This window comes from Escherichia sp. E2562 (assembly GCF_005781075.1).
In the GTDB taxonomy this organism is placed as follows: domain Bacteria; phylum Pseudomonadota; class Gammaproteobacteria; order Enterobacterales; family Enterobacteriaceae; genus Escherichia.
Window position 1 is genome coordinate 1 of sequence record NZ_VATM01000020.1, and the last position, 23,052, is coordinate 23,052.

General features: G+C 52.8%; 21 protein-coding genes and 1 riboswitch. Of the genes, 14 read left to right on the forward strand and 7 right to left on the reverse strand.

From position 1 onward, the window contains the following. From FEK43_RS20125 to FEK43_RS20170, 10 genes are all read left to right on the forward strand, one after another. On the forward strand, positions 1 to 63 hold a 63-nt coding region (locus tag FEK43_RS20125; RefSeq protein WP_072095827.1), incomplete at its 5' end, for an elongation factor Tu. Positions 64 to 292: 229 nt separating this feature from the next. Beyond that, positions 293 to 676, forward strand: coding sequence for a preprotein translocase subunit SecE (secE, locus tag FEK43_RS20130; protein WP_001275702.1), 384 nt, complete (start codon positions 293 to 295; stop codon positions 674 to 676). 1 nt (position 677) lies between these two features. Continuing rightward, the gene (gene nusG / locus FEK43_RS20135) at positions 678 to 1,223 is read left to right on the forward strand and encodes a transcription termination/antitermination protein NusG (protein WP_001287516.1); all 546 of its coding nucleotides are present in this window, start codon (positions 678 to 680) and stop codon (positions 1,221 to 1,223) included. A 158-nt stretch (positions 1,224 to 1,381) separates the two neighbouring features. Continuing rightward, complete coding sequence (gene rplK / locus FEK43_RS20140; RefSeq protein WP_001085926.1) at positions 1,382 to 1,810, forward strand: 50S ribosomal protein L11; 429 nt, start codon at positions 1,382 to 1,384, stop codon at positions 1,808 to 1,810. 3 nt (positions 1,811 to 1,813) lie between these two features. Beyond that, positions 1,814 to 2,518 (forward strand): 50S ribosomal protein L1, encoded by a 705-nt coding sequence (gene rplA / locus FEK43_RS20145; RefSeq protein WP_001096684.1) that lies wholly within the window; start codon positions 1,814 to 1,816, stop codon positions 2,516 to 2,518. Positions 2,519 to 2,930: 412 nt separating this feature from the next. Beyond that, complete coding sequence (gene rplJ, locus FEK43_RS20150; protein WP_001207201.1) at positions 2,931 to 3,428, forward strand: 50S ribosomal protein L10; 498 nt, start codon at positions 2,931 to 2,933, stop codon at positions 3,426 to 3,428. A gap of 66 nt (positions 3,429 to 3,494) precedes the next feature. After that, entirely contained in the window at positions 3,495 to 3,860 is a 366-nt protein-coding gene (gene rplL / locus FEK43_RS20155) for a 50S ribosomal protein L7/L12 (RefSeq protein WP_000028879.1), read from the forward strand. A gap of 319 nt (positions 3,861 to 4,179) precedes the next feature. Next, the gene (gene rpoB / locus FEK43_RS20160) at positions 4,180 to 8,208 is read left to right on the forward strand and encodes a DNA-directed RNA polymerase subunit beta (RefSeq protein WP_000263098.1); all 4,029 of its coding nucleotides are present in this window, start codon (positions 4,180 to 4,182) and stop codon (positions 8,206 to 8,208) included. A 76-nt stretch (positions 8,209 to 8,284) separates the two neighbouring features. Next, on the forward strand, positions 8,285 to 12,508 hold the full coding sequence (gene rpoC / locus FEK43_RS20165; protein WP_130261383.1) for a DNA-directed RNA polymerase subunit beta': 4,224 nt from the start codon (positions 8,285 to 8,287) through the stop codon (positions 12,506 to 12,508). Between the two features lie 212 nt (positions 12,509 to 12,720). Continuing rightward, positions 12,721 to 13,260, forward strand: coding sequence for a stationary phase growth adaptation protein (locus FEK43_RS20170; RefSeq protein WP_135408592.1), 540 nt, complete (start codon positions 12,721 to 12,723; stop codon positions 13,258 to 13,260). Positions 13,261 to 13,669: 409 nt separating this feature from the next. On the opposite strand, the gene thiH is transcribed toward FEK43_RS20170, so the two are convergent. The 7 genes from thiH to FEK43_RS20205 form a co-directional block, all read right to left on the reverse strand. Continuing rightward, positions 13,670 to 14,803 (reverse strand): 2-iminoacetate synthase ThiH, encoded by a 1,134-nt coding sequence (gene thiH, locus FEK43_RS20175; protein ID WP_135408594.1) that lies wholly within the window; start codon positions 14,801 to 14,803, stop codon positions 13,670 to 13,672. Continuing rightward, on the reverse strand, positions 14,800 to 15,570 hold the full coding sequence (gene thiG, locus FEK43_RS20180) for a thiazole synthase (protein ID WP_135408596.1): 771 nt from the start codon (positions 15,568 to 15,570) through the stop codon (positions 14,800 to 14,802). The genes thiH and thiG overlap by 4 nt, the downstream gene beginning before the upstream one ends. Before the next feature lies 1 nt (position 15,571). Further along, positions 15,572 to 15,772 carry a sulfur carrier protein ThiS gene (gene thiS, locus FEK43_RS20185; RefSeq protein WP_001562417.1) on the reverse strand — a complete coding sequence of 67 codons (201 nt, stop codon included), beginning with the start codon at positions 15,770 to 15,772 and terminating at the stop codon, positions 15,572 to 15,574. After that, the gene (gene thiF, locus FEK43_RS20190) at positions 15,756 to 16,511 is read right to left on the reverse strand and encodes a thiazole biosynthesis adenylyltransferase ThiF (protein ID WP_130261379.1); all 756 of its coding nucleotides are present in this window, start codon (positions 16,509 to 16,511) and stop codon (positions 15,756 to 15,758) included. Before thiF ends, thiS begins: the two co-directional genes overlap by 17 nt. Beyond that, positions 16,504 to 17,139: a thiamine phosphate synthase gene (gene thiE / locus FEK43_RS20195; RefSeq protein ID WP_135408610.1), complete on the reverse strand. Its 636-nt coding sequence runs from the start codon at positions 17,137 to 17,139 to the stop codon at positions 16,504 to 16,506. The genes thiF and thiE overlap by 8 nt, the downstream gene beginning before the upstream one ends. Next, positions 17,139 to 19,034, reverse strand: coding sequence for a phosphomethylpyrimidine synthase ThiC (gene thiC, locus FEK43_RS20200; RefSeq protein WP_135408598.1), 1,896 nt, complete (start codon positions 19,032 to 19,034; stop codon positions 17,139 to 17,141). Before thiC ends, thiE begins: the two co-directional genes overlap by 1 nt. An 80-nt stretch (positions 19,035 to 19,114) precedes the next feature. After that, a riboswitch (TPP riboswitch) is annotated at positions 19,115 to 19,215 on the reverse strand. Positions 19,216 to 19,266: 51 nt separating this feature from the next. Then, entirely contained in the window at positions 19,267 to 19,743 is a 477-nt protein-coding gene (locus FEK43_RS20205; protein WP_000934290.1) for an Rsd/AlgQ family anti-sigma factor, read from the reverse strand. A gap of 94 nt (positions 19,744 to 19,837) precedes the next feature. Here FEK43_RS20205 and nudC point away from each other — a divergent pair, with 94 nt between their 5' ends. Genes nudC through FEK43_RS20225 form a run of 4 tightly spaced genes read left to right on the forward strand, consistent with a single transcriptional unit; the run spans position 19,838 to position 23,029 of the window. Continuing rightward, complete coding sequence (gene nudC, locus FEK43_RS20210; RefSeq protein ID WP_130210155.1) at positions 19,838 to 20,611, forward strand: NAD(+) diphosphatase; 774 nt, start codon at positions 19,838 to 19,840, stop codon at positions 20,609 to 20,611. Between the two features lie 39 nt (positions 20,612 to 20,650). Then, positions 20,651 to 21,715 (forward strand): uroporphyrinogen decarboxylase, encoded by a 1,065-nt coding sequence (hemE, locus tag FEK43_RS20215; protein ID WP_135408601.1) that lies wholly within the window; start codon positions 20,651 to 20,653, stop codon positions 21,713 to 21,715. A 9-nt stretch (positions 21,716 to 21,724) separates the two neighbouring features. Beyond that, complete coding sequence (gene nfi, locus FEK43_RS20220) at positions 21,725 to 22,396, forward strand: deoxyribonuclease V (RefSeq protein WP_135408603.1); 672 nt, start codon at positions 21,725 to 21,727, stop codon at positions 22,394 to 22,396. Between the two features lie 42 nt (positions 22,397 to 22,438). After that, positions 22,439 to 23,029, forward strand: coding sequence for a YjaG family protein (locus tag FEK43_RS20225; RefSeq protein WP_130210161.1), 591 nt, complete (start codon positions 22,439 to 22,441; stop codon positions 23,027 to 23,029). Positions 23,030 to 23,052 lie beyond the last annotated feature (23 nt).

Genomic DNA, 23,052 nt, shown 5'->3' on the forward strand with positions numbered 1-23,052 from the left:
TTCGCAATCCGTGAAGGCGGTCGTACCGTTGGCGCGGGCGTTGTAGCAAAAGTTCTGAGCTAATTGCCGATAACATTTGACGCAATGCGCACTAAAAGGGCATCATTTGATGCCCTTTTTGCACGCTTTCGTACCAGAACCTGGCTCATCAGTGATTTTCTTTGTCATAATCATTGCTGAGACAGGCTCTGTTGAGGGCGTATAATCCGAAAAGCTAATACGCGTTTCGATTTGGTTTGCCTCGCGATCGCGGGGTGAAAATGTTTGTAGAATACTTCTGACAGGTTGGTTTATGAGTGCGAATACCGAAGCTCAAGGAAGCGGGCGCGGCCTGGAAGCGATGAAGTGGGTCGTTGTGGTGGCATTGCTCCTGGTGGCAATTGTCGGCAACTACCTTTATCGCGACATTATGCTGCCGCTGCGTGCGCTGGCCGTAGTAATTCTGATTGCTGCAGCGGGTGGTGTCGCGCTGTTAACGACAAAAGGTAAAGCAACCGTTGCTTTTGCCCGTGAAGCGCGTACCGAAGTCCGTAAGGTCATTTGGCCGACTCGCCAGGAAACATTGCACACCACGCTGATTGTGGCTGCGGTTACCGCAGTAATGTCACTGATCCTGTGGGGACTGGATGGTATTCTGGTTCGCCTGGTATCCTTTATCACTGGCCTGAGGTTCTGAGATGTCTGAAGCTCCTAAAAAGCGCTGGTACGTCGTTCAGGCGTTTTCCGGTTTTGAAGGCCGCGTAGCAACATCGCTGCGTGAGCATATCAAATTACACAACATGGAAGATTTGTTTGGTGAAGTCATGGTACCAACCGAAGAAGTGGTTGAAATCCGTGGCGGTCAGCGTCGCAAAAGCGAACGCAAATTCTTCCCTGGTTACGTCCTCGTTCAGATGGTGATGAACGACGCTAGCTGGCACCTGGTGCGCAGCGTACCGCGTGTGATGGGCTTCATCGGCGGTACTTCCGATCGTCCTGCGCCAATCAGCGATAAAGAAGTCGATGCGATTATGAACCGCCTGCAGCAGGTTGGTGATAAGCCGCGTCCGAAAACGCTGTTTGAGCCGGGTGAAATGGTCCGTGTTAATGATGGTCCGTTCGCTGACTTCAACGGTGTTGTTGAAGAAGTGGATTACGAGAAATCTCGTCTGAAAGTGTCTGTTTCTATCTTCGGTCGTGCGACCCCGGTAGAACTTGACTTCAGCCAGGTTGAAAAAGCCTAACCCAGCGATCAAAAAAGCGGCGATTTAATCGTTGCACAAGGCGCGAGATTGGAATACAATTTCGCGCCTTTTGTTTTTATGGGCCTTGCCCGTAAAACGATTTTTTATATCACGGGGAGCCTCTCAGAGGCGTTATTACCCAACTTGAGGAATTTATAATGGCTAAGAAAGTACAAGCCTATGTCAAGCTGCAGGTTGCAGCTGGTATGGCTAACCCGAGTCCGCCAGTAGGTCCGGCTCTGGGTCAGCAGGGCGTAAACATCATGGAATTCTGCAAAGCGTTCAACGCAAAAACTGATTCCATCGAAAAAGGTCTGCCGATTCCGGTAGTAATCACCGTTTACGCTGACCGTTCTTTCACTTTCGTTACCAAGACTCCGCCGGCAGCAGTTCTGCTGAAAAAAGCGGCTGGTATCAAGTCTGGTTCCGGTAAGCCGAACAAAGACAAAGTGGGTAAAATTTCCCGCGCTCAGCTGCAGGAAATCGCGCAGACCAAAGCTGCCGACATGACTGGTGCCGACATTGAAGCGATGACTCGCTCCATCGAAGGTACTGCACGTTCCATGGGCCTGGTAGTGGAGGACTAAGAAATGGCTAAACTGACCAAGCGCATGCGTGTTATCCGCGAGAAAGTTGATGCGACCAAACAATACGACATCAACGAAGCTATCGCTCTGCTGAAAGAGCTGGCGACTGCTAAATTCGTAGAAAGCGTGGACGTTGCTGTTAACCTCGGCATCGACGCTCGTAAATCTGACCAGAACGTACGTGGTGCAACTGTACTGCCGCACGGTACTGGCCGTTCCGTTCGCGTAGCCGTATTTACCCAGGGTGCAAACGCTGAAGCTGCTAAAGCTGCAGGCGCTGAACTGGTAGGTATGGAAGATCTGGCTGACCAGATCAAGAAAGGCGAAATGAACTTTGACGTTGTTATTGCTTCTCCGGATGCAATGCGCGTTGTTGGCCAGCTGGGCCAGGTTCTGGGTCCGCGCGGCCTGATGCCAAACCCGAAAGTGGGTACTGTAACGCCGAACGTTGCTGAAGCGGTTAAAAACGCTAAAGCTGGCCAGGTTCGTTACCGTAACGACAAAAACGGCATCATCCACACCACCATCGGTAAAGTGGACTTTGACGCTGACAAACTGAAAGAAAACCTGGAAGCTCTGCTGGTTGCGCTGAAAAAAGCAAAACCGACTCAGGCGAAAGGCGTGTACATCAAGAAAGTTAGCATCTCCACCACCATGGGTGCAGGTGTTGCAGTTGACCAGGCTGGCCTGAGCGCTTCTGTAAACTAATGCCTTTACGTGGGCGGTGATTTTGTCTACAATCTTACCCCCACGTATAATGCTTAATGCAGACGTATATCCGAGATATTCGGGTTGTGGCAAGGCGGCAACTGAGTGAGTCGCCAGGAGCATAGCTAACTATGTGACTGGTGCGAACGAAGGAAGCCAACGCCGCCACAAGCTGAATAGCGACGGATAGAAAAGATTTGTTCGTTGGAGCCTGGCCTATCCAGGCCTCCGTCGAAGACCGCAGGAGTTTCGCAAGAAACTTAATCCCCTGCGTAGACGGTGACAGAACGCTAAGATTATTCTTTTATATTCTGGCTTGTTTCTGCTCACCGTAATTAAGACGCTCTCTCCGTTTGGGGGAGTGAAGTGAGTTCCAGAGATTTTCTCTGGCAAACATCCAGGAGCAAAGCTAATGGCTTTAAATCTTCAAGACAAACAAGCGATTGTTGCTGAAGTCAGCGAAGTAGCCAAAGGCGCGCTGTCTGCAGTAGTTGCGGATTCCCGTGGCGTAACTGTAGATAAAATGACTGAACTGCGTAAAGCAGGTCGCGAAGCTGGCGTATACATGCGTGTTGTTCGTAACACCCTGCTGCGCCGTGCTGTTGAAGGTACTCCGTTCGAGTGCCTGAAAGACGCGTTTGTTGGTCCGACCCTGATTGCATACTCTATGGAACACCCGGGCGCTGCTGCTCGTCTGTTCAAAGAGTTCGCGAAAGCGAATGCAAAATTTGAGGTCAAAGCCGCTGCCTTTGAAGGTGAGCTGATCCCGGCGTCTCAGATCGACCGCCTGGCAACTCTGCCGACCTACGAAGAAGCAATTGCACGCCTGATGGCAACCATGAAAGAAGCTTCGGCTGGCAAACTGGTTCGTACTCTGGCTGCTGTACGCGATGCGAAAGAAGCTGCTTAATCGCAGTTATCTTTTTAACGCATTCGCTTACGTATAAACTTATTCTGATATTCAGGAACAATTTAAATGTCTATCACTAAAGATCAAATCATTGAAGCAGTTGCAGCTATGTCTGTAATGGACGTTGTAGAACTGATCTCTGCAATGGAAGAAAAATTCGGTGTTTCCGCTGCTGCTGCTGTAGCTGTAGCTGCTGGCCCGGTTGAAGCTGCTGAAGAAAAAACTGAATTCGACGTAATTCTGAAAGCTGCTGGCGCTAACAAAGTTGCTGTTATCAAAGCAGTACGTGGCGCAACTGGCCTGGGTCTGAAAGAAGCTAAAGACCTGGTAGAATCTGCACCGGCTGCTCTGAAAGAAGGCGTGAGCAAAGACGACGCAGAAGCACTGAAAAAATCCCTGGAAGAAGCTGGCGCTGAAGTTGAAGTTAAATAAGCCAACCCTTCCGGTTGCAGCCTGAGAAATCAGGCTGATGGCTGGTGACTTTTTGGTCACCAGCCTTTTTGCGCTGTAAGGCGCCAGTAGCGTTTCACACTGTTTGACTACTGCTGTGCCTTTCAATGCTTGTTTCTATCGACGACTTAATATACTGCGACAGGACGCCCGTTCTGTGTAAATCGCAATGAAATGGTTTAAGCGTGATAGCAACAGGCATTGCGGAAAGTGTTCCATTTTCCGGTCAACAAAATAGTGTTGCACAAACTGTCCGCTCAATGGACAGATGGGTCGACTTGTCAGCGAGCTGAGGAACCCTATGGTTTACTCCTATACCGAGAAAAAACGTATTCGTAAGGATTTTGGTAAACGTCCACAAGTTCTGGATGTACCTTATCTCCTTTCTATCCAGCTTGACTCGTTTCAGAAATTTATCGAGCAAGATCCTGAAGGGCAGTATGGTCTGGAAGCTGCTTTCCGTTCCGTATTCCCGATTCAGAGCTACAGCGGTAATTCCGAGCTGCAATACGTCAGCTACCGCCTTGGCGAACCGGTGTTTGACGTCCAGGAATGTCAAATCCGTGGCGTGACCTATTCCGCACCGCTGCGCGTTAAACTGCGTCTGGTGATCTATGAGCGCGAAGCGCCGGAAGGCACCGTAAAAGACATTAAAGAACAAGAAGTCTACATGGGCGAAATTCCGCTCATGACAGACAACGGTACCTTTGTTATCAACGGTACTGAGCGTGTTATCGTTTCCCAGCTGCACCGTAGTCCGGGCGTCTTCTTTGACTCCGACAAAGGTAAAACCCACTCTTCGGGTAAAGTGCTGTATAACGCGCGCATCATCCCTTACCGTGGTTCCTGGCTGGACTTCGAATTCGATCCGAAGGACAACCTGTTCGTACGTATCGACCGTCGCCGTAAACTGCCTGCGACCATCATTCTGCGCGCCCTGAACTACACCACAGAGCAGATCCTCGACCTGTTCTTTGAAAAAGTTATCTTTGAAATCCGTGATAACAAGCTGCAGATGGAACTGGTGCCGGAACGCCTGCGTGGTGAAACCGCATCTTTTGACATCGAAGCTAACGGTAAAGTGTACGTAGAAAAAGGCCGCCGTATTACTGCGCGCCATATTCGCCAGCTGGAAAAAGACGACGTCAAACTGATCGAAGTCCCGGTTGAGTACATCGCAGGTAAAGTGGTTGCTAAAGACTATATTGATGAGTCTACCGGCGAGCTGATCTGCGCAGCGAACATGGAGCTGAGCCTGGATCTGCTGGCTAAGCTGAGCCAGTCTGGTCACAAGCGTATCGAAACGCTGTTCACCAACGATCTGGATCACGGCCCATATATCTCTGAAACCTTACGTGTCGACCCAACTAACGACCGTCTGAGCGCACTGGTAGAAATCTACCGCATGATGCGTCCTGGCGAGCCGCCGACTCGTGAAGCTGCTGAAAGCCTGTTTGAGAACCTGTTCTTCTCCGAAGACCGTTATGACCTGTCTGCGGTTGGTCGTATGAAGTTCAACCGTTCTCTGCTGCGCGAAGAAATCGAAGGTTCCGGTATCCTGAGCAAAGACGACATCATTGATGTTATGAAAAAGCTCATCGATATCCGTAACGGTAAAGGCGAAGTCGATGATATCGACCACCTCGGCAACCGTCGTATCCGTTCCGTTGGCGAAATGGCGGAAAACCAGTTCCGCGTTGGCCTGGTACGTGTAGAGCGTGCGGTGAAAGAGCGTCTGTCTCTGGGCGATCTGGATACCCTGATGCCTCAGGATATGATCAACGCCAAGCCGATTTCTGCAGCAGTGAAAGAGTTCTTCGGTTCCAGCCAGCTGTCTCAGTTTATGGACCAGAACAACCCGCTGTCTGAGATTACGCACAAACGTCGTATCTCCGCACTCGGCCCAGGCGGTCTGACCCGTGAACGTGCAGGCTTCGAAGTTCGAGACGTACACCCGACTCACTACGGTCGCGTATGTCCAATCGAAACCCCTGAAGGTCCGAACATCGGTCTGATCAACTCTCTGTCCGTGTACGCACAGACTAACGAATACGGCTTCCTTGAGACTCCGTATCGTAAAGTGACCGACGGTGTTGTAACTGACGAAATTCACTACCTGTCTGCTATCGAAGAAGGCAACTACGTTATCGCCCAGGCGAACTCCAACCTGGATGAAGAAGGCCACTTCGTAGAAGACCTGGTAACTTGCCGTAGTAAAGGCGAATCCAGCTTGTTCAGTCGCGACCAGGTTGACTACATGGACGTATCCACCCAGCAGGTGGTATCCGTCGGTGCGTCCCTGATCCCGTTCCTGGAACACGATGACGCCAACCGTGCATTGATGGGTGCGAACATGCAACGTCAGGCCGTTCCGACTCTGCGCGCTGATAAGCCGCTGGTTGGTACGGGTATGGAACGTGCTGTTGCCGTTGACTCCGGTGTAACTGCGGTAGCTAAACGTGGTGGTGTCGTTCAGTACGTGGATGCTTCCCGTATCGTTATCAAAGTTAACGAAGACGAGATGTATCCGGGTGAAGCAGGTATCGACATCTACAACCTGACCAAATACACCCGTTCTAACCAGAACACCTGTATCAACCAGATGCCGTGTGTGTCTCTGGGTGAACCGGTTGAACGTGGCGACGTGCTGGCAGACGGTCCGTCCACCGACCTCGGTGAACTGGCGCTTGGTCAGAACATGCGCGTAGCGTTCATGCCGTGGAATGGTTACAACTTCGAAGACTCCATCCTCGTATCCGAGCGTGTTGTTCAGGAAGACCGTTTCACCACCATCCACATTCAGGAACTGGCGTGTGTGTCCCGTGACACCAAGCTGGGGCCGGAAGAGATCACCGCTGACATCCCGAACGTGGGTGAAGCTGCGCTCTCCAAACTGGATGAATCCGGTATCGTTTACATTGGTGCGGAAGTGACCGGTGGCGACATTCTGGTTGGTAAGGTAACGCCGAAAGGTGAAACTCAGCTGACCCCAGAAGAAAAACTGCTGCGTGCGATCTTCGGTGAGAAAGCGTCTGACGTTAAAGACTCTTCTCTGCGCGTACCAAACGGTGTATCCGGTACGGTTATCGACGTTCAGGTCTTTACTCGCGATGGCGTAGAAAAAGACAAGCGTGCGCTGGAAATCGAAGAAATGCAGCTCAAACAGGCGAAGAAAGACCTGTCTGAAGAACTGCAGATCCTCGAAGCGGGTCTGTTCAGCCGTATCCGTGCTGTGCTGGTAGCCGGTGGCGTTGAAGCTGAGAAGCTCGACAAACTGCCGCGCGATCGCTGGCTGGAGCTGGGCCTGACCGACGAAGAGAAACAAAATCAGCTGGAACAGCTGGCTGAGCAGTATGACGAACTGAAACACGAGTTCGAGAAGAAACTCGAAGCGAAACGCCGCAAAATCACCCAGGGCGACGATTTGGCACCGGGCGTGCTGAAGATTGTTAAGGTATATCTGGCGGTTAAACGCCGTATCCAGCCTGGTGACAAGATGGCAGGTCGTCACGGTAACAAGGGTGTAATTTCTAAGATCAACCCGATCGAAGATATGCCTTACGATGAAAACGGTACGCCGGTAGACATCGTACTGAACCCGCTGGGCGTACCGTCTCGTATGAACATCGGTCAGATCCTCGAAACCCACCTGGGTATGGCTGCGAAAGGTATCGGCGACAAGATCAACGCCATGCTGAAACAGCAGCAAGAAGTCGCGAAACTGCGCGAATTCATCCAGCGTGCGTACGATCTGGGCGCTGACGTTCGTCAGAAAGTTGACCTGAGTACCTTCAGCGATGAAGAAGTTATGCGTCTGGCTGAAAACCTGCGCAAAGGTATGCCAATCGCAACGCCGGTGTTCGACGGTGCGAAAGAAGCAGAAATTAAAGAACTGCTGAAACTTGGCGACCTGCCGACTTCTGGTCAGATCCGCCTGTACGACGGCCGCACTGGTGAACAGTTCGAACGTCCGGTAACCGTCGGTTACATGTACATGCTGAAACTGAACCACCTGGTCGACGACAAGATGCACGCGCGTTCCACCGGTTCTTACAGCCTGGTTACTCAGCAGCCGCTGGGTGGTAAGGCTCAGTTCGGTGGTCAGCGTTTCGGGGAGATGGAAGTGTGGGCGCTGGAAGCATACGGCGCAGCATACACCCTGCAGGAAATGCTCACCGTTAAGTCTGATGACGTGAACGGTCGTACCAAGATGTATAAAAACATCGTGGACGGCAACCATCAGATGGAGCCGGGCATGCCAGAATCCTTCAACGTATTGTTGAAAGAGATTCGTTCGCTGGGTATCAACATCGAACTGGAAGACGAGTAATTCTCGCTCAAACAGGTCACTGCTGTCGGGGTAAAACCCGGCAGCGGATTGTGCTAACTCCGACGGGAGCAAATCCGTGAAAGATTTATTAAAGTTTCTGAAAGCGCAGACTAAAACCGAAGAGTTTGATGCGATCAAAATTGCTCTGGCTTCGCCAGACATGATCCGTTCATGGTCTTTCGGTGAAGTTAAAAAGCCGGAAACCATCAACTACCGTACGTTCAAACCAGAACGTGACGGCCTTTTCTGCGCCCGTATCTTTGGGCCGGTAAAAGATTACGAGTGCCTGTGCGGTAAGTACAAGCGCCTGAAACACCGTGGCGTCATCTGTGAGAAGTGCGGCGTTGAAGTGACCCAGACTAAAGTACGCCGTGAGCGTATGGGCCACATCGAACTGGCTTCCCCGACTGCGCACATCTGGTTCCTGAAATCGCTGCCGTCCCGTATCGGCCTGCTGCTCGATATGCCGCTGCGCGATATCGAACGCGTACTGTACTTCGAATCCTATGTGGTTATCGAAGGCGGTATGACCAACCTGGAGCGCCAGCAGATCCTGACTGAAGAGCAGTATCTGGACGCACTGGAAGAGTTCGGTGACGAATTCGACGCGAAAATGGGTGCGGAAGCAATCCAGGCTCTGCTGAAGAGCATGGATCTGGAGCAAGAGTGCGAACAGCTGCGTGAAGAGCTGAACGAAACCAACTCCGAAACCAAGCGTAAAAAGCTGACCAAGCGTATCAAACTGCTGGAAGCGTTCGTTCAGTCTGGTAACAAACCAGAGTGGATGATCCTGACCGTTCTGCCGGTACTGCCGCCAGATCTGCGTCCGCTGGTTCCGCTGGATGGTGGTCGTTTCGCGACTTCTGACCTGAACGATCTGTATCGTCGCGTCATTAACCGTAACAACCGTCTGAAACGTCTGCTGGATCTGGCTGCGCCGGACATCATCGTACGTAACGAAAAACGTATGCTGCAGGAAGCGGTAGACGCCCTGCTGGATAACGGTCGTCGCGGTCGTGCGATCACCGGTTCTAACAAGCGTCCTCTGAAATCTTTGGCCGACATGATCAAAGGTAAACAGGGTCGTTTCCGTCAGAACCTGCTCGGTAAGCGTGTTGACTACTCCGGTCGTTCTGTAATCACCGTAGGTCCATACCTGCGTCTGCATCAGTGCGGTCTGCCGAAGAAAATGGCGCTGGAGCTGTTCAAACCGTTCATCTACGGCAAGCTGGAACTGCGTGGTCTTGCTACCACCATCAAAGCTGCGAAGAAAATGGTTGAGCGCGAAGAAGCTGTCGTTTGGGATATCCTGGACGAAGTTATCCGCGAACACCCGGTACTGCTGAACCGTGCACCGACTCTGCACCGTCTGGGTATCCAAGCATTTGAACCGGTTCTGATCGAAGGTAAAGCAATTCAGCTGCACCCGCTGGTTTGTGCGGCATATAACGCCGACTTCGATGGTGACCAGATGGCTGTTCACGTACCGCTGACGCTGGAAGCCCAGCTGGAAGCGCGTGCGCTGATGATGTCTACCAACAACATCCTGTCCCCGGCGAACGGCGAACCAATCATCGTTCCGTCTCAGGACGTTGTACTGGGTCTGTACTACATGACCCGTGACTGTGTTAACGCCAAAGGCGAAGGCATGGTGCTGACTGGTCCGAAAGAAGCAGAACGTCTGTATCGCTCTGGTCTGGCTTCTCTGCATGCGCGCGTTAAAGTGCGTATCACCGAGTATGAAAAAGATGCTAACGGTGAATTAGTTGCGAAAACCAGCCTGATAGACACGACAGTTGGCCGTGCCATTCTGTGGATGATTGTACCGAAAGGTCTGCCTTACTCCATCGTCAACCAGGCGCTGGGTAAAAAAGCAATCTCCAAAATGCTGAACACCTGCTACCGCATTCTCGGTCTGAAACCGACCGTTATTTTTGCGGACCAGATCATGTACACCGGCTTTGCATATGCAGCGCGTTCTGGTGCATCTGTTGGTATCGATGACATGGTCATCCCGGAGAAGAAACACGAAATCATCTCCGAGGCAGAAGCAGAAGTTGCTGAAATTCAGGAGCAGTTCCAGTCTGGTCTGGTAACTGCGGGCGAACGCTACAACAAAGTTATCGATATCTGGGCTGCGGCGAACGATCGTGTATCCAAAGCGATGATGGATAACCTGCAAACTGAAACCGTTATTAACCGTGACGGTCAGGAAGAGAAGCAGGTTTCCTTCAACAGCATCTACATGATGGCCGACTCCGGTGCGCGTGGTTCTGCGGCACAGATTCGTCAGCTTGCTGGTATGCGTGGTCTGATGGCGAAGCCGGATGGCTCCATCATCGAAACGCCAATCACCGCGAACTTCCGTGAAGGTCTGAACGTACTCCAGTACTTCATCTCCACCCACGGTGCTCGTAAAGGTCTGGCGGATACCGCACTGAAAACTGCGAACTCCGGTTACCTGACTCGTCGTCTGGTTGACGTGGCGCAGGACCTGGTGGTTACCGAAGACGATTGTGGTACCCATGAAGGTATCATGATGACTCCGGTTATCGAAGGTGGTGACGTTAAAGAGCCGCTGCGCGATCGCGTACTGGGTCGTGTAACTGCTGAAGACGTTCTGAAGCCGGGTACTGCTGATATCCTCGTTCCGCGCAACACGCTGCTGCACGAACAGTGGTGTGACCTGCTGGAAGAGAACTCTGTCGACGCGGTAAAAGTACGTTCTGTTGTATCTTGTGACACCGACTTTGGTGTATGTGCGCACTGCTACGGTCGTGACCTGGCGCGTGGCCACATCATCAACAAAGGTGAAGCAATCGGTGTTATCGCGGCACAGTCCATCGGTGAACCGGGTACACAGCTGACCATGCGTACGTTCCACATCGGTGGTGCGGCATCTCGTGCGGCTGCTGAATCCAGCATCCAGGTGAAAAACAAAGGTAGCATCAAGCTCAGCAACGTGAAGTCGGTTGTGAACTCCAGCGGTAAACTGGTGATCACTTCCCGTAACACCGAACTGAAACTGATCGACGAATTCGGTCGTACCAAAGAAAGCTACAAAGTACCTTACGGTGCGGTACTGGCGAAAGGCGATGGCGAACAGGTTGCTGGCGGCGAAACCGTTGCAAACTGGGACCCGCACACCATGCCGGTTATCACCGAAGTAAGCGGTTTTGTACGCTTTACTGACATGATCGACGGCCAGACCATTACTCGTCAGACCGACGAATTGACCGGTCTGTCTTCGCTGGTGGTTCTGGATTCCGCAGAACGTACCGCAGGTGGTAAAGATCTGCGTCCGGCACTGAAAATCGTTGATGCTCAGGGTAACGACGTTCTGATCCCGGGTACCGATATGCCTGCGCAGTACTTCCTGCCGGGTAAAGCGATTGTTCAGCTGGAAGATGGCGTACAGATCAGCTCTGGTGACACCCTGGCGCGTATTCCGCAGGAATCCGGCGGTACCAAGGACATCACCGGTGGTCTGCCGCGCGTTGCGGACCTGTTCGAAGCACGTCGTCCGAAAGAGCCGGCAATCCTGGCTGAAATCAGCGGTATCGTTTCCTTCGGTAAAGAAACCAAAGGTAAACGTCGTCTGGTTATCACCCCGGTAGACGGTAGCGATCCGTACGAAGAGATGATTCCGAAATGGCGTCAGCTCAACGTGTTCGAAGGTGAACGTGTAGAACGTGGTGACGTAATTTCCGACGGTCCGGAAGCGCCGCACGACATTCTGCGTCTGCGTGGTGTTCATGCTGTTACTCGTTACATCGTTAACGAAGTACAGGACGTATACCGTCTGCAGGGCGTTAAGATTAACGATAAACACATCGAAGTTATCGTTCGTCAGATGCTGCGTAAAGCTACCATCGTTAACGCGGGCAGCTCCGACTTCCTGGAAGGCGAACAGGTTGAATACTCTCGCGTCAAGATCGCAAACCGCGAACTGGAAGCGAACGGCAAAGTGGGTGCAACTTACTCCCGCGATCTGCTGGGTATCACTAAAGCGTCTCTGGCAACCGAGTCCTTCATCTCCGCGGCATCGTTCCAGGAGACGACTCGCGTGCTGACCGAAGCAGCCGTTGCGGGCAAACGCGACGAACTGCGCGGCCTGAAAGAGAACGTTATCGTGGGTCGTCTGATCCCGGCAGGTACCGGTTACGCGTACCACCAGGATCGTATGCGTCGCCGTGCTGCGGGTGAAGCTCCGGCTGCACCGCAGGTGACTGCAGAAGACGCATCTGCCAGCCTGGCAGAACTGCTGAACGCAGGTCTGGGCGGTTCTGACAACGAGTAATCGTTAATCCGCAAGTAACGTAAAAACCCGCTTCGGCGGGTTTTTTTATGGGTGTAGTTCAGGGAAAGAGCATTTGTCAGAATATTTAATGAATTTCTGGATACCCATAATCAATGTAGAGATGTCTAATATCCTGAAACTGACTGAACTAATTGAGTCAAACTCGGCAAGGATTCGATACTATTCCTGTGTAACTTTCTTAAGGAACGAGAATGAAACAGGAAGTGGAGAAGTGGCGACCTTTTAGACATCCGGATGGTGATATTCGTGATTTATCGTTTCTTGATGCTCATCTGGCTGTCTACGTTCAGCATCATGAGGGCAAACAGCCTTTAGAGTATCGCTTTTGGGTTACCTACTCTCTTCACTGCTTCACAAAAGATTATGAACATCAGACGAACGAAGAAAAACAATCGTTAATGTACTACGCGCCTAAAGAATCTCGTCCCTTCTGCCAGCACCGTTATAACTTAGCGCGAAAACACTTAAAAAGAACCATTTTGGCGCTGCCAGAAAGCAACGTTATTCATGCCGGGTATGGTAGCTATGCCGTGATTGAAGTGGATTTAAACGGAGGAAACAAGGCATTTTACTTTGTTGCGTTCAGGGCTTTCAGGGAAAAGAAAAAACTCCGTTTGCATGTAACTAGCGCTTACCCCATTTCTGAAAAACAGAAAGGTAAATCAGTGAAATTTTTCACCATTGCCTACAATTTATTGAGAAATAAGCAGCTTCCTCAGCCCTCAAAATAACAAAACCCACCTTAAGGTGGGTTTCGCCAGAGATAATTCTCTGGTATTCAGAACGCCATTACCGGACTTTGCCTTGACCTTGCGAGAATCGCAGGTTGCGGGATGTCTGAATTTCTTCAGTCTGCTGCATCCTGGAAGATGAGAACATGTGTTCTTATTTTCGTCTCTATCATAGTTGAGTATTTACTCTCTTACAATCAGATCTCTTTCATTGCTCAACAGGCGATGGCTTCAGACTTTGCATTACGGAATTTTTAAGAAAGGCAGGGCGAAACGAGGAAGAAGCTTTTCGCCCTGGACAACATTCCTGCTGACGGCACTACCATAAAAAAACGCAACGCTTTCAACAAGCTTGCGTTTTTCATCTTCCGTAGCGGCTCGGAATAAATTTACGTTGTTACATTCTGTCTCATATCCTTTGCGAGGCGCGTCCCAGATAGCTATCCCAGTCTTTCCATACCGGCTGCAAACCTCGGGCGGTTAATGCAGCAGCAACAGCTTCCGGCCTGCGATCGTCGTGCGGTGAGAATTGCTCCAGCTCGGGGTGATTATCGGCATAACCACCTGGCTGCGTTTTCGAGAAGGCGCTGACGTTATTGATCGCCAGCGGAATCACGCGATCGCGAAACCACGGTGATTCCCGCGTGGAGAGTGACAGTTCAATCTCCGGCGCAAGCAGACGGAAGGCGCAGATGGTTTGCACTAACTGGCGTTCATCCATAATCGACGCAGGCTCAATGCCGCCAGTACATGGGCGCAGGCGCGGGAAGGAGACAGAGTAGCGGCTTTGCCAGTAATGCTGTTGCAGCCATAGCAAATGTTCGGCAACCATGTAGCAGTCAACGCGCCAGCTGTCGGAAAGGCCAATTAGCGCGCCGAGGCCAATCTTATCAATCCCCGCCCGACCCAGCCGATCCGGCGTTTCCAGCCGCCAGAAGAAGTCCTGTTTTTTGCCTTTCAAATGATGGCGGGCATAAGTCGCCTCGTGATATGTCTCCTGATAAACCATCACGCCATCCAGACCAAGCTGTTTTAGCTCGGCGTATTCCGCCTCCGCCAGCGGCTGTACTTCCATCTGTAGTGAAGAGAACTGTTCACGTAGGGCAGGGAGATGACGACGAAAGTAATCCATCCCCACTTTCGCCTGATGTTCACCAGTGACTAATAGCAGATGTTCAAAGCCCATCTCCCGTATAGGGGCGCTTTCCCTGGCAATATCCGCTTCATCCAGCGTTTTGCGCTTGATGCGATTGCTCATGGAAAATCCGCAGTACGTGCAGTCGTTAGCGCAAAGATTGGAAAGATAAAGCGGGACGTAGAAACTAACTGTGTTGCCAAATCGCTGACGGGTCAGGCGCTGCGCCCGTTGGGCCAGTGGTTCCAGATAGCCACTGGCGGCTGGCGATAACAGCGCCATCATATCGTCGCGGGTGAGTTGCGAGGCATTTAGTGCCCGCTCTACGTCAGCAGCCGTTTTGCCGTTGATACGCAGGCGGATGTCATCCCAGTCCAGTTGTCGCCAGCGATCGCTGAAGGTTTTCATGCCGATGCCTCCAGAAATCCGGTCAGCGGGCTGGTGGCATGGGCAAAATGACTGCGGCTGCCCGGTCCGGACTGACGTGCCAGCAGGCCTGCTTCTACTGCCAGACGAAATGCCTTCGCCATGTTGATGGGATCGTCCGCGACGGCAATCGCCGTATTCACTAACACCGCATCAGCCCCCATTTCCAGCGCCTGCGCGGCATGGCTGGGAACGCCGATGCCAGCATCGACGACCACCGGAACCGAGGCTTGCTGGATAATAATCTCCAGCATGGCACGGGTTTCCAGCCCCTGATTCGAGCCAATCGGCGCGCCGAGCGGCATCACCGCTGCACAGCCGACTTCTTCCAGTCGTTTGCACAATACCGGATCGGCACCACAGTAAGGCAGCACGATAAATCCCTGTTGCACCAGCGTTTCGGCGGCTTTCAGGGTTTCGATGGGATCGGGCAACAGCCAGCGTGCATCCGGATGAATCTCTAGTTTTAGCCAGTTTGTGCCTAACGCTTCACGTGCCAGATGGGCGGCGAAAATGGCTTCTTCCGCGGTTTTCGCCCCGGAAGTATTCGGCAGCAGTGTCACACCCGCCGCGATAAGTGGATCGAGGATAGCGTCGTTGTGTTGGCGTAAGTCGACGCGTTTCATCGCCAGCGTCACCAGCTGGCTGCCGGAAGCACGAATAGACTCCACCATCAGTTGTGAGGAGGCGAATTTCCCGGTACCGGTAAACAGATGTGAATCAAACGTTTTGTCCGCAATACGTAACATCTCACCCCCCTGCAATAACCTGAAAAAGCAGGATCTGGTCGCCATCCTGCACGATATGTTGCGCCCATTGTTCCCGCGGGACGATTTGCTGATTAATCGCCAGAGCCGCGCCCGATTGTCGTTGGTCGAGTTGCTCCAGTAGTTCGTGAACAGTTTGTCCGGCGGCGCACTGCATCGGTTGATCGTTAAACAGGATCTGCATTGCTTCCTCCGCATACCGGGCAACCACTGGCGCGGCGCAACGCCAGGCTGCGCCACTGGCTCGACTTACCGTCGAACAGTCGGAGTTCTCCCGCAGGCGTCTCTATACCGCTTAATAACTTAATTGCTTCCAGTGCCTGCAACGTGCCCATAACCCCGACCACCGGGCCAACCACGCCCGCCGTGCGGCAGTTGCGTTCTGGCTCCTGGTTATCTGGCCACAGACAGCGGTAACACCCCTGCTCCCAGGGCGGCGTCAGTACCATCAACTGACCGCCAAATCCGACCGCGCTGGCGGTGATAAGCGGCGTGTTGAGTGCCACGCAGGCGGTATTAATCTCCTGGCGAGTCGCCATATTGTCGGTACAGTCGAGCACCACATCGGCCCGTGCTACCGCATCTTTTAACGCCTCACCCGTTAACCGTTGTTGTAGTGCTGTCAGTTGAATATCGGGATTCAACTGCGTCAGTCGCTGTTGGCTGACATGTGATTTCGGGCGATCGATATCTTCAGTGGTAAAGAGGATTTGTCGTTGCAGGTTGCTTAAATGCACATGGTCGTCATCTGCCAGTATCAGCGTCCCGACGCCAGCTCCCGCCAGGTACAGCGCAGCAGGTGTACCCAGCCCGCCCAGACCAATAATCAGCACCTGGCTGTCGAGCAGTTTTTGCTGCCCTTCAAGAGCGATATCGTCGAGCAGGATTTGGCGGCTATAACGCATAAAATCACGGTCATTCATCGCCAACTCCTGCAATTTCCAGCAACTGTGCCGTTGCCAAACGCCAGTCTGCGGCTTGAGTAATGGCGCTGACGACGGCGATACTGCCGACACCCGTTGCTATCACCGCAGGCGCGCGCGCCAGACTGATACCGCCAATCGCCACGGTGGGATAATCCGCCAGACGCTCAATGTGCCGTACCAGTTGTTCCAGCCCCTGCGGTGCAGAAGGCATCTGTTTGGTTTGCGTCGGGAACACATGTCCCAGCGCGATATAAGAAGGATGTGCTGCCAGCGCGACGTCGATCTCCATATCATCATGGGTCGAAACGCCCAGCCGCAGGCCTGCCGCGCGGATGGCGCTGAGATCGGTGGCTTGCAAATCTTCCTGCCCCAAATGGACGCCATATGCCTGATGCTTGATCGCCAGCCGCCAGTAATCGTTGATAAACAATCGCGCGTTATAGCGGCGGCCCAGCACAATTGCCGCCTCGACATCGGCTTCCACCTCTTCATCGCGCAGATCTTTGATGCGTAGCTGGAGAGTACGTACGCCTGCATCCAACAGACGTTCGATCCACTGTACGCTGTCCACCACCGGGTACAGTCCTAAACGAAAAGGTACAGGAGGAAAATCAGGCTGATACATCACGCTTCCTCCTTACGCAGGTAGATTTCTCCGCCTCTGGCGCGGAAGTTCTCCGACATATCCGCCATTCCCACTTCAATAGTTTGCGCGGCGGCGTAATCGCGCACTTCCTGGCTGATTTTCATTGAGCAGAATTTCGGTCCACACATGGAGCAAAAATGGGCGACTTTGCCGGACTCTTGCGGCAGGGTTTCATCGTGATAAGCGCGGGCGGTAAACGGGTCGAGGGCCAGATTAAACTGGTCTTCCCAGCGAAATTCGAAGCGGGCTTTCGACATGGCGTTATCGCGAATTTGCGCGCCCGGATGCCCTTTTGCCAGGTCGGCGGCGTGGGCGGCAATCTTATAGGTGATGAGCCCCTGCTTAACGTCTTCTTTATTAGGCAGACCCAGATGCTCTTTTGGCGTTACGTAGCAGAGCATCGCACAGCCAAACCAGCCAATCATTGCCGCGCCAATCCCCGACGTGAAGTGGTCATAACCCGGCGCGATATCGGTAGTCAGCGGCCCGAGGGTATAGAACGGTGCTTCGTGGCAGTGCTCTAACTCCTCGGTCATATTGCGGCGAATCATCTGCATCGGCACATGCCCAGGGCCTTCAATCATCACCTGTACGTCATATTCCCAGGCGATTTTGGTTAGTTCGCCCAGCGTATGCAGCTCGGCAAACTGCGCTTCATCGTTGGCGTCTTGAATAGAACCGGGGCGCAGGCCGTCGCCCAGCGACAGCGAAACGTCATAAGCGGCACAGATTTCACAAATTTCGCGGAAGTGTTGATAGAGGAAATTTTCCTGATGATGGGAGAGGCACCATTTCGCCATAATCGAACCGCCGCGAGAGACGATACCGGTCAGGCGTTTCGCGGTCATCGGCACGTAGCGCAGCAGTACGCCTGCATGGATAGTGAAGTAATCCACACCTTGTTCGGCCTGTTCCAGCAGCGTGTCGCGGAACGCTTCCCAGGTAAGATCTTCAGCGATCCCATTAACCTTCTCCAGCGCCTGGTAGATCGGCACTGTACCAATCGGCACCGGGCTGTTACGCAAAATCCACTCGCGGGTTTCGTGAATATAGCGACCGGTGGAAAGATCCATCACCGTATCTGCTCCCCAGCGCGTGGACCATACCAGCTTTTCCACTTCTTCTTCGATGGAAGAGGTGACCGCCGAGTTGCCGATATTGGCGTTAACTTTTACCAGGAAGTTGCGACCAATGATCATTGGCTCCGATTCCGGATGATTAATGTTGGCCGGGATAATCGCACGTCCGGCAGCAACTTCATCACGGACAAATTCCGCAGTGATATTTTCCGGCAGACGTGCGCCAAAGCTCATTCCCGGATGCTGGTGGCGCAAAACTTCGCTACGGATGCGCTCGCGGCCCATATTCTCGCGAATGGCGATGAACTCCATCTCCGGTGTGATGATGCCCTGGCGGGCGTAGTGCAGTTGTGTGACGCGGCGTCCTGCTTTGGCGCGTTTTGGCGTTAATACGCCGCTAAAACGCAGCTCGTCGAGACCATCATCTGCCAGCCGCGCTTTAGTGTAATCGGAACTGCGCACGGTAAGTTCTTCGGTATCACCACGCGCATCGATCCACGGCTGGCGTAGTTTTGCCAGCCCTTGCTGAACGTTAATAGCGATCTGCGGATCGCCATACGGACCGGAGGTGTCGTAGACCGGAATCGCTTCGTTTTCTTCGTACTGCGGCTGTTCTTTGCTGCCGCCAATTAGCGTTGGGCTAAGCTGGATCTCACGCATCGGCACGCGTACACCGGGGTGTGTGTCAGTGATGTAAATACGTTTTGAGTTGGGAAAGGCGGTGCCTTCCAGGGTGTCGATAAAATGTTGGGCCTGGGCGCGTTGCTCGCGGCGGGTCAGTTTTGTTGCAGACATAGCTCATTCCAAAAAGTTAAGGACGTGGCTTGTCAGACGACGGATGAAGCAAGAGACGATCGCCGCAAAGGCGATGCGATAGCAGATTAACTCTTGTTCCCTTCGCAGGTATTAGCCTGATCAGGTTCCGCGGATCCCGAATAAACGGTCTCAGCCAGTTAAGGCACTCCGACAAGAAATTAGCCCCGCAAACGGGGCGTTGAATGTAAATTACGCGTTAACAGCGCAGAACTCAAGCAAGATGTTTGACGCGAGCGGCGTCAAGTACCAGCAGAATCAGCTTATCTTCCAGTACGAAGCGTGCTTCCAGCGCCTCGCCAATGTCAGATAAAACCTGTTGAAACTCAAGGTAATTATCATGATCGATGGCGGTTTCCAGGCTGGAATCATAGTAATCCATAATCTGTTGCGTGTTGGCTTCCAGCTGCGGCCAAATCTTCGCGGCATGAGCGAGTTGCCCGTTGCCTTCCAGTTTATGAAGAATGCGTTCATAAATACTGAAATGTCCGGCAGACAGATAGTCGACCAGACTCTGGCAAAAATCATCAAGGGCTTTTTCATTCAGCCTCATGTACGATTCTTTGCCAGGCTTAATGCCAACCAGATTGTAGTAAGCCACGAGCAGATGCTTACGTACATGTAGCCAGCGATCAACCAGTTTGTTACTTCCTCTGACGTGCTCCGTCAGGTTATCGAGCTGGTTAAGCATGATTGACTCCGCAAGTTTGTCTTCAAAAACTGCTCAGTGAGAAATGTAAAAACCATGTTAAACATGCCAGTGATGCAAAGGTAGTGCAAGAGCTATGGATCGTATAATTGAAAAATTAGATCACGGCTGGTGGGTAGTCAGTCATGAACAAAAATTATGGTTGCCGAAGGGAGAATTACCATACGGCGAAGCGGCAAATTTCGATCTTGTGGGTCAGCGCGCACTACAAATCGGCGAATGGCAGGGAGAACCTGTTTGGCTAGTGCAACAGCAGCGCCGTCACGATATGGGCTCGGTGCGCCAGGTCATTGATCTGGATGTCGGGCTGTTTCAATTAGCCGGACGTGGTGTGCAACTGGCGGAGTTTTATCGCTCGCATAAATACTGCGGTTACTGCGGGCATGACATGTATCCGAGCAAAACCGAATGGGCGATGCTATGCAGCCACTGCCGTGAGCGTTACTACCCACAAATCGCTCCCTGCATTATCGTTGCCATCCGTCGCGATGATTCAATCCTACTTGCTCAGCATACCCGGCATCGTAACGGTGTCCATACGGTACTCGCCGGATTCGTCGAAGTGGGCGAAACCCTCGAACAGGCAGTCGCGCGGGAAGTGATGGAAGAGAGTGGCATCAAAGTCAAAAACTTGCGTTACGTGACTTCCCAGCCGTGGCCGTTTCCTCAGTCTTTAATGACCGCGTTTATGGCGGAATATGACAGCGGCGACATCGTGATCGACCCGAAAGAATTGCTCGAGGCGAACTGGTATCGCTATGACGATTTGCCGTTACTTCCACCGCCCGGCACCGTAGCGCGCCGTCTGATAGAAGATACGGTGGCGATGTGTCGGGCAGAGTATGAGTGATGATACACTGACCGCCTGACGCACTAAGGAACAGCCAAAATGACCGAACTTAAAAACGATCGTTATCTGCGGGCGCTGCTGCGCCAGCCCGTTGATGTCACTCCAGTATGGATGATGCGCCAGGCGGGCCGCTATCTACCGGAATACAAAGCCACGCGCGCCCAGGCGGGCGATTTTATGTCGCTGTGCAAAAACGCCGAGCTGGCGTGCGAAGTGACTTTGCAGCCGCTGCGTCGCTACCCGCTGGATGCGGCGATCCTCTTTTCCGATATCCTCACCGTGCCGGACGCGATGGGGTTAGGGCTCTATTTTGAAGCCGGGGAAGGTCCGCGTTTTACCACACCAGTCACCTGCAAAGCTGACGTCGATAAACTGCCAATTCCGGACCCGGAAGATGGGCTGGGTTACGTGATGAACGCGGTGCGTACCATTCGTCGCGAACTGAAAGGCGAAGTGCCGCTGATTGGTTTTTCCGGCAGCCCGTGGACGCTGGCGACCTACATGGTCGAAGGCGGCAGCAGCAAAGCGTTCACCGTGATTAAAAAAATGATGTATGCCGATCCGCAGGCGCTGCACGCGCTACTCGATAAACTGGCGAAAAGCGTCACTCTGTACCTGAATGCGCAGATTAAAGCCGGTGCTCAGGCAGTGATGATTTTCGACACCTGGGGCGGCGTGCTAACCGGGCGCGATTATCAACAGTTCTCGCTCTATTACATGCATAAAATTGTTGATGGTTTACTGCGTGAAAACGACGGTCGCCGCGTACCGGTCACGCTGTTTACCAAAGGTGGCGGACAGTGGCTGGAAGCCATGGCAGAAACCGGTTGCGATGCGCTGGGCCTCGACTGGACAACGGACATCGCCGATGCACGCCGCCGCGTGGGTGATAAAGTCGCGCTGCAGGGCAATATGGACCCGTCAATGTTGTACGCGCCGCCTGCCCGCATTGAAGAAGAAGTGGCGACAATCCTTGCCGGTTTCGGTCACGGTGAAGGCCACGTCTTTAACCTCGGCCACGGTATCCATCAGGATGTGCCGCCAGAACATGCTGGCGTATTTGTGGAGGCAGTGCATCGCCTGTCTGCGCCTTATCATCAGTAAGGAGTGGTTATGGATCTCGCGTCATTACGCGCTCAACAAATCGAACTGGCTTCTTCTGTGATCCGCGAGGATCGACTCGATAAAGATCCGCCGGAGCTGATCGCTGGAGCCGATGTCGGGTTTGAGCAGGGCGGAGAAGTGACGCGAGCGGCGATGGTGCTGCTGAAATACCCTTCGCTTGAGCTGGTGGAGTATAAAGTGGCCCGCATCGCTACCACCATGCCTTACATTCCAGGTTTTCTTTCCTTTCGCGAATATCCTGCGCTGCTGGCAGCGTGGGAGATGCTGTCGCAAAAGCCGGATTTAGTGTTTGTCGATGGTCACGGGATCTCGCATCCGCGCCGTCTTGGCGTCGCCAGCCATTTTGGCTTATTGGTGGATGTGCCGACCATTGGCGTGGCGAAAAAGCGGCTCTGCGGTAAATTCGAACCACTCTCCAGCGAACCGGGTGCACTGGCCCCGCTGATGGATAAAGGCGAGCAGCTGGGCTGGGTCTGGCGCAGCAAAGCGCGCTGTAACCCTCTGTTTATTTCTACTGGCCATCGGGTCAGTGTGGATAGCGCGCTGGCGTGGGTACAACGCTGCATGAAAGGCTATCGTCTGCCGGAGCCAACGCGCTGGGCGGACGCGGTGGCCTCGGAACGTCCGGCGTTCGTGCGCTATACAGCAAATCAGCCCTAATTCAGGTAAACTGCGGATAATTTCCGTATTTGAGAACTCAACATGTTACAAAACCCAATTCATCTGCGTCTGGAGCGCCTGGAAAGCTGGCAGCATGTCACTTTCATGGCTTGTCTGTGCGAACGCATGTACCCCAATTACGCTATGTTCTGCCAGCAAACCGGTTTTGGCGATGGGCAAATTTATCGGCGTATTCTCGATCTCATCTGGGAAACGCTGACCGTCAAAGACGCAAAAGTGAATTTCGACAGCCAACTGGAGAAATTTGAAGAAGCGATTCCTTCAGCGGACGATTTCGATCTGTACGGCGTTTATCCGGCAATCGATGCCTGCGTGGCGTTAAGTGAACTGGTCCATTCGCGTTTGAGCGGTGAAACGCTCGAACACGCGGTGGAAGTGAGTAAGACCTCCATCACGACCGTTGCGATGCTGGAAATGACTCAGGCTGGTCGCGAAATGAGCGATGAAGAGCTCAAAGAAAACCCAGCTGTAGAGCAAGAATGGGACATTCAGTGGGAAATATTCCGACTTTTAGCCGAGTGTGAAGAACGCGATATCGAGCTGATAAAAGGCCTTAGGGCAGACCTGCGTGAGACGGGCGAGAGCAATATTGGTATAATTTTTCAGCAATAAGACCAGAAAACGTGAATTAACGC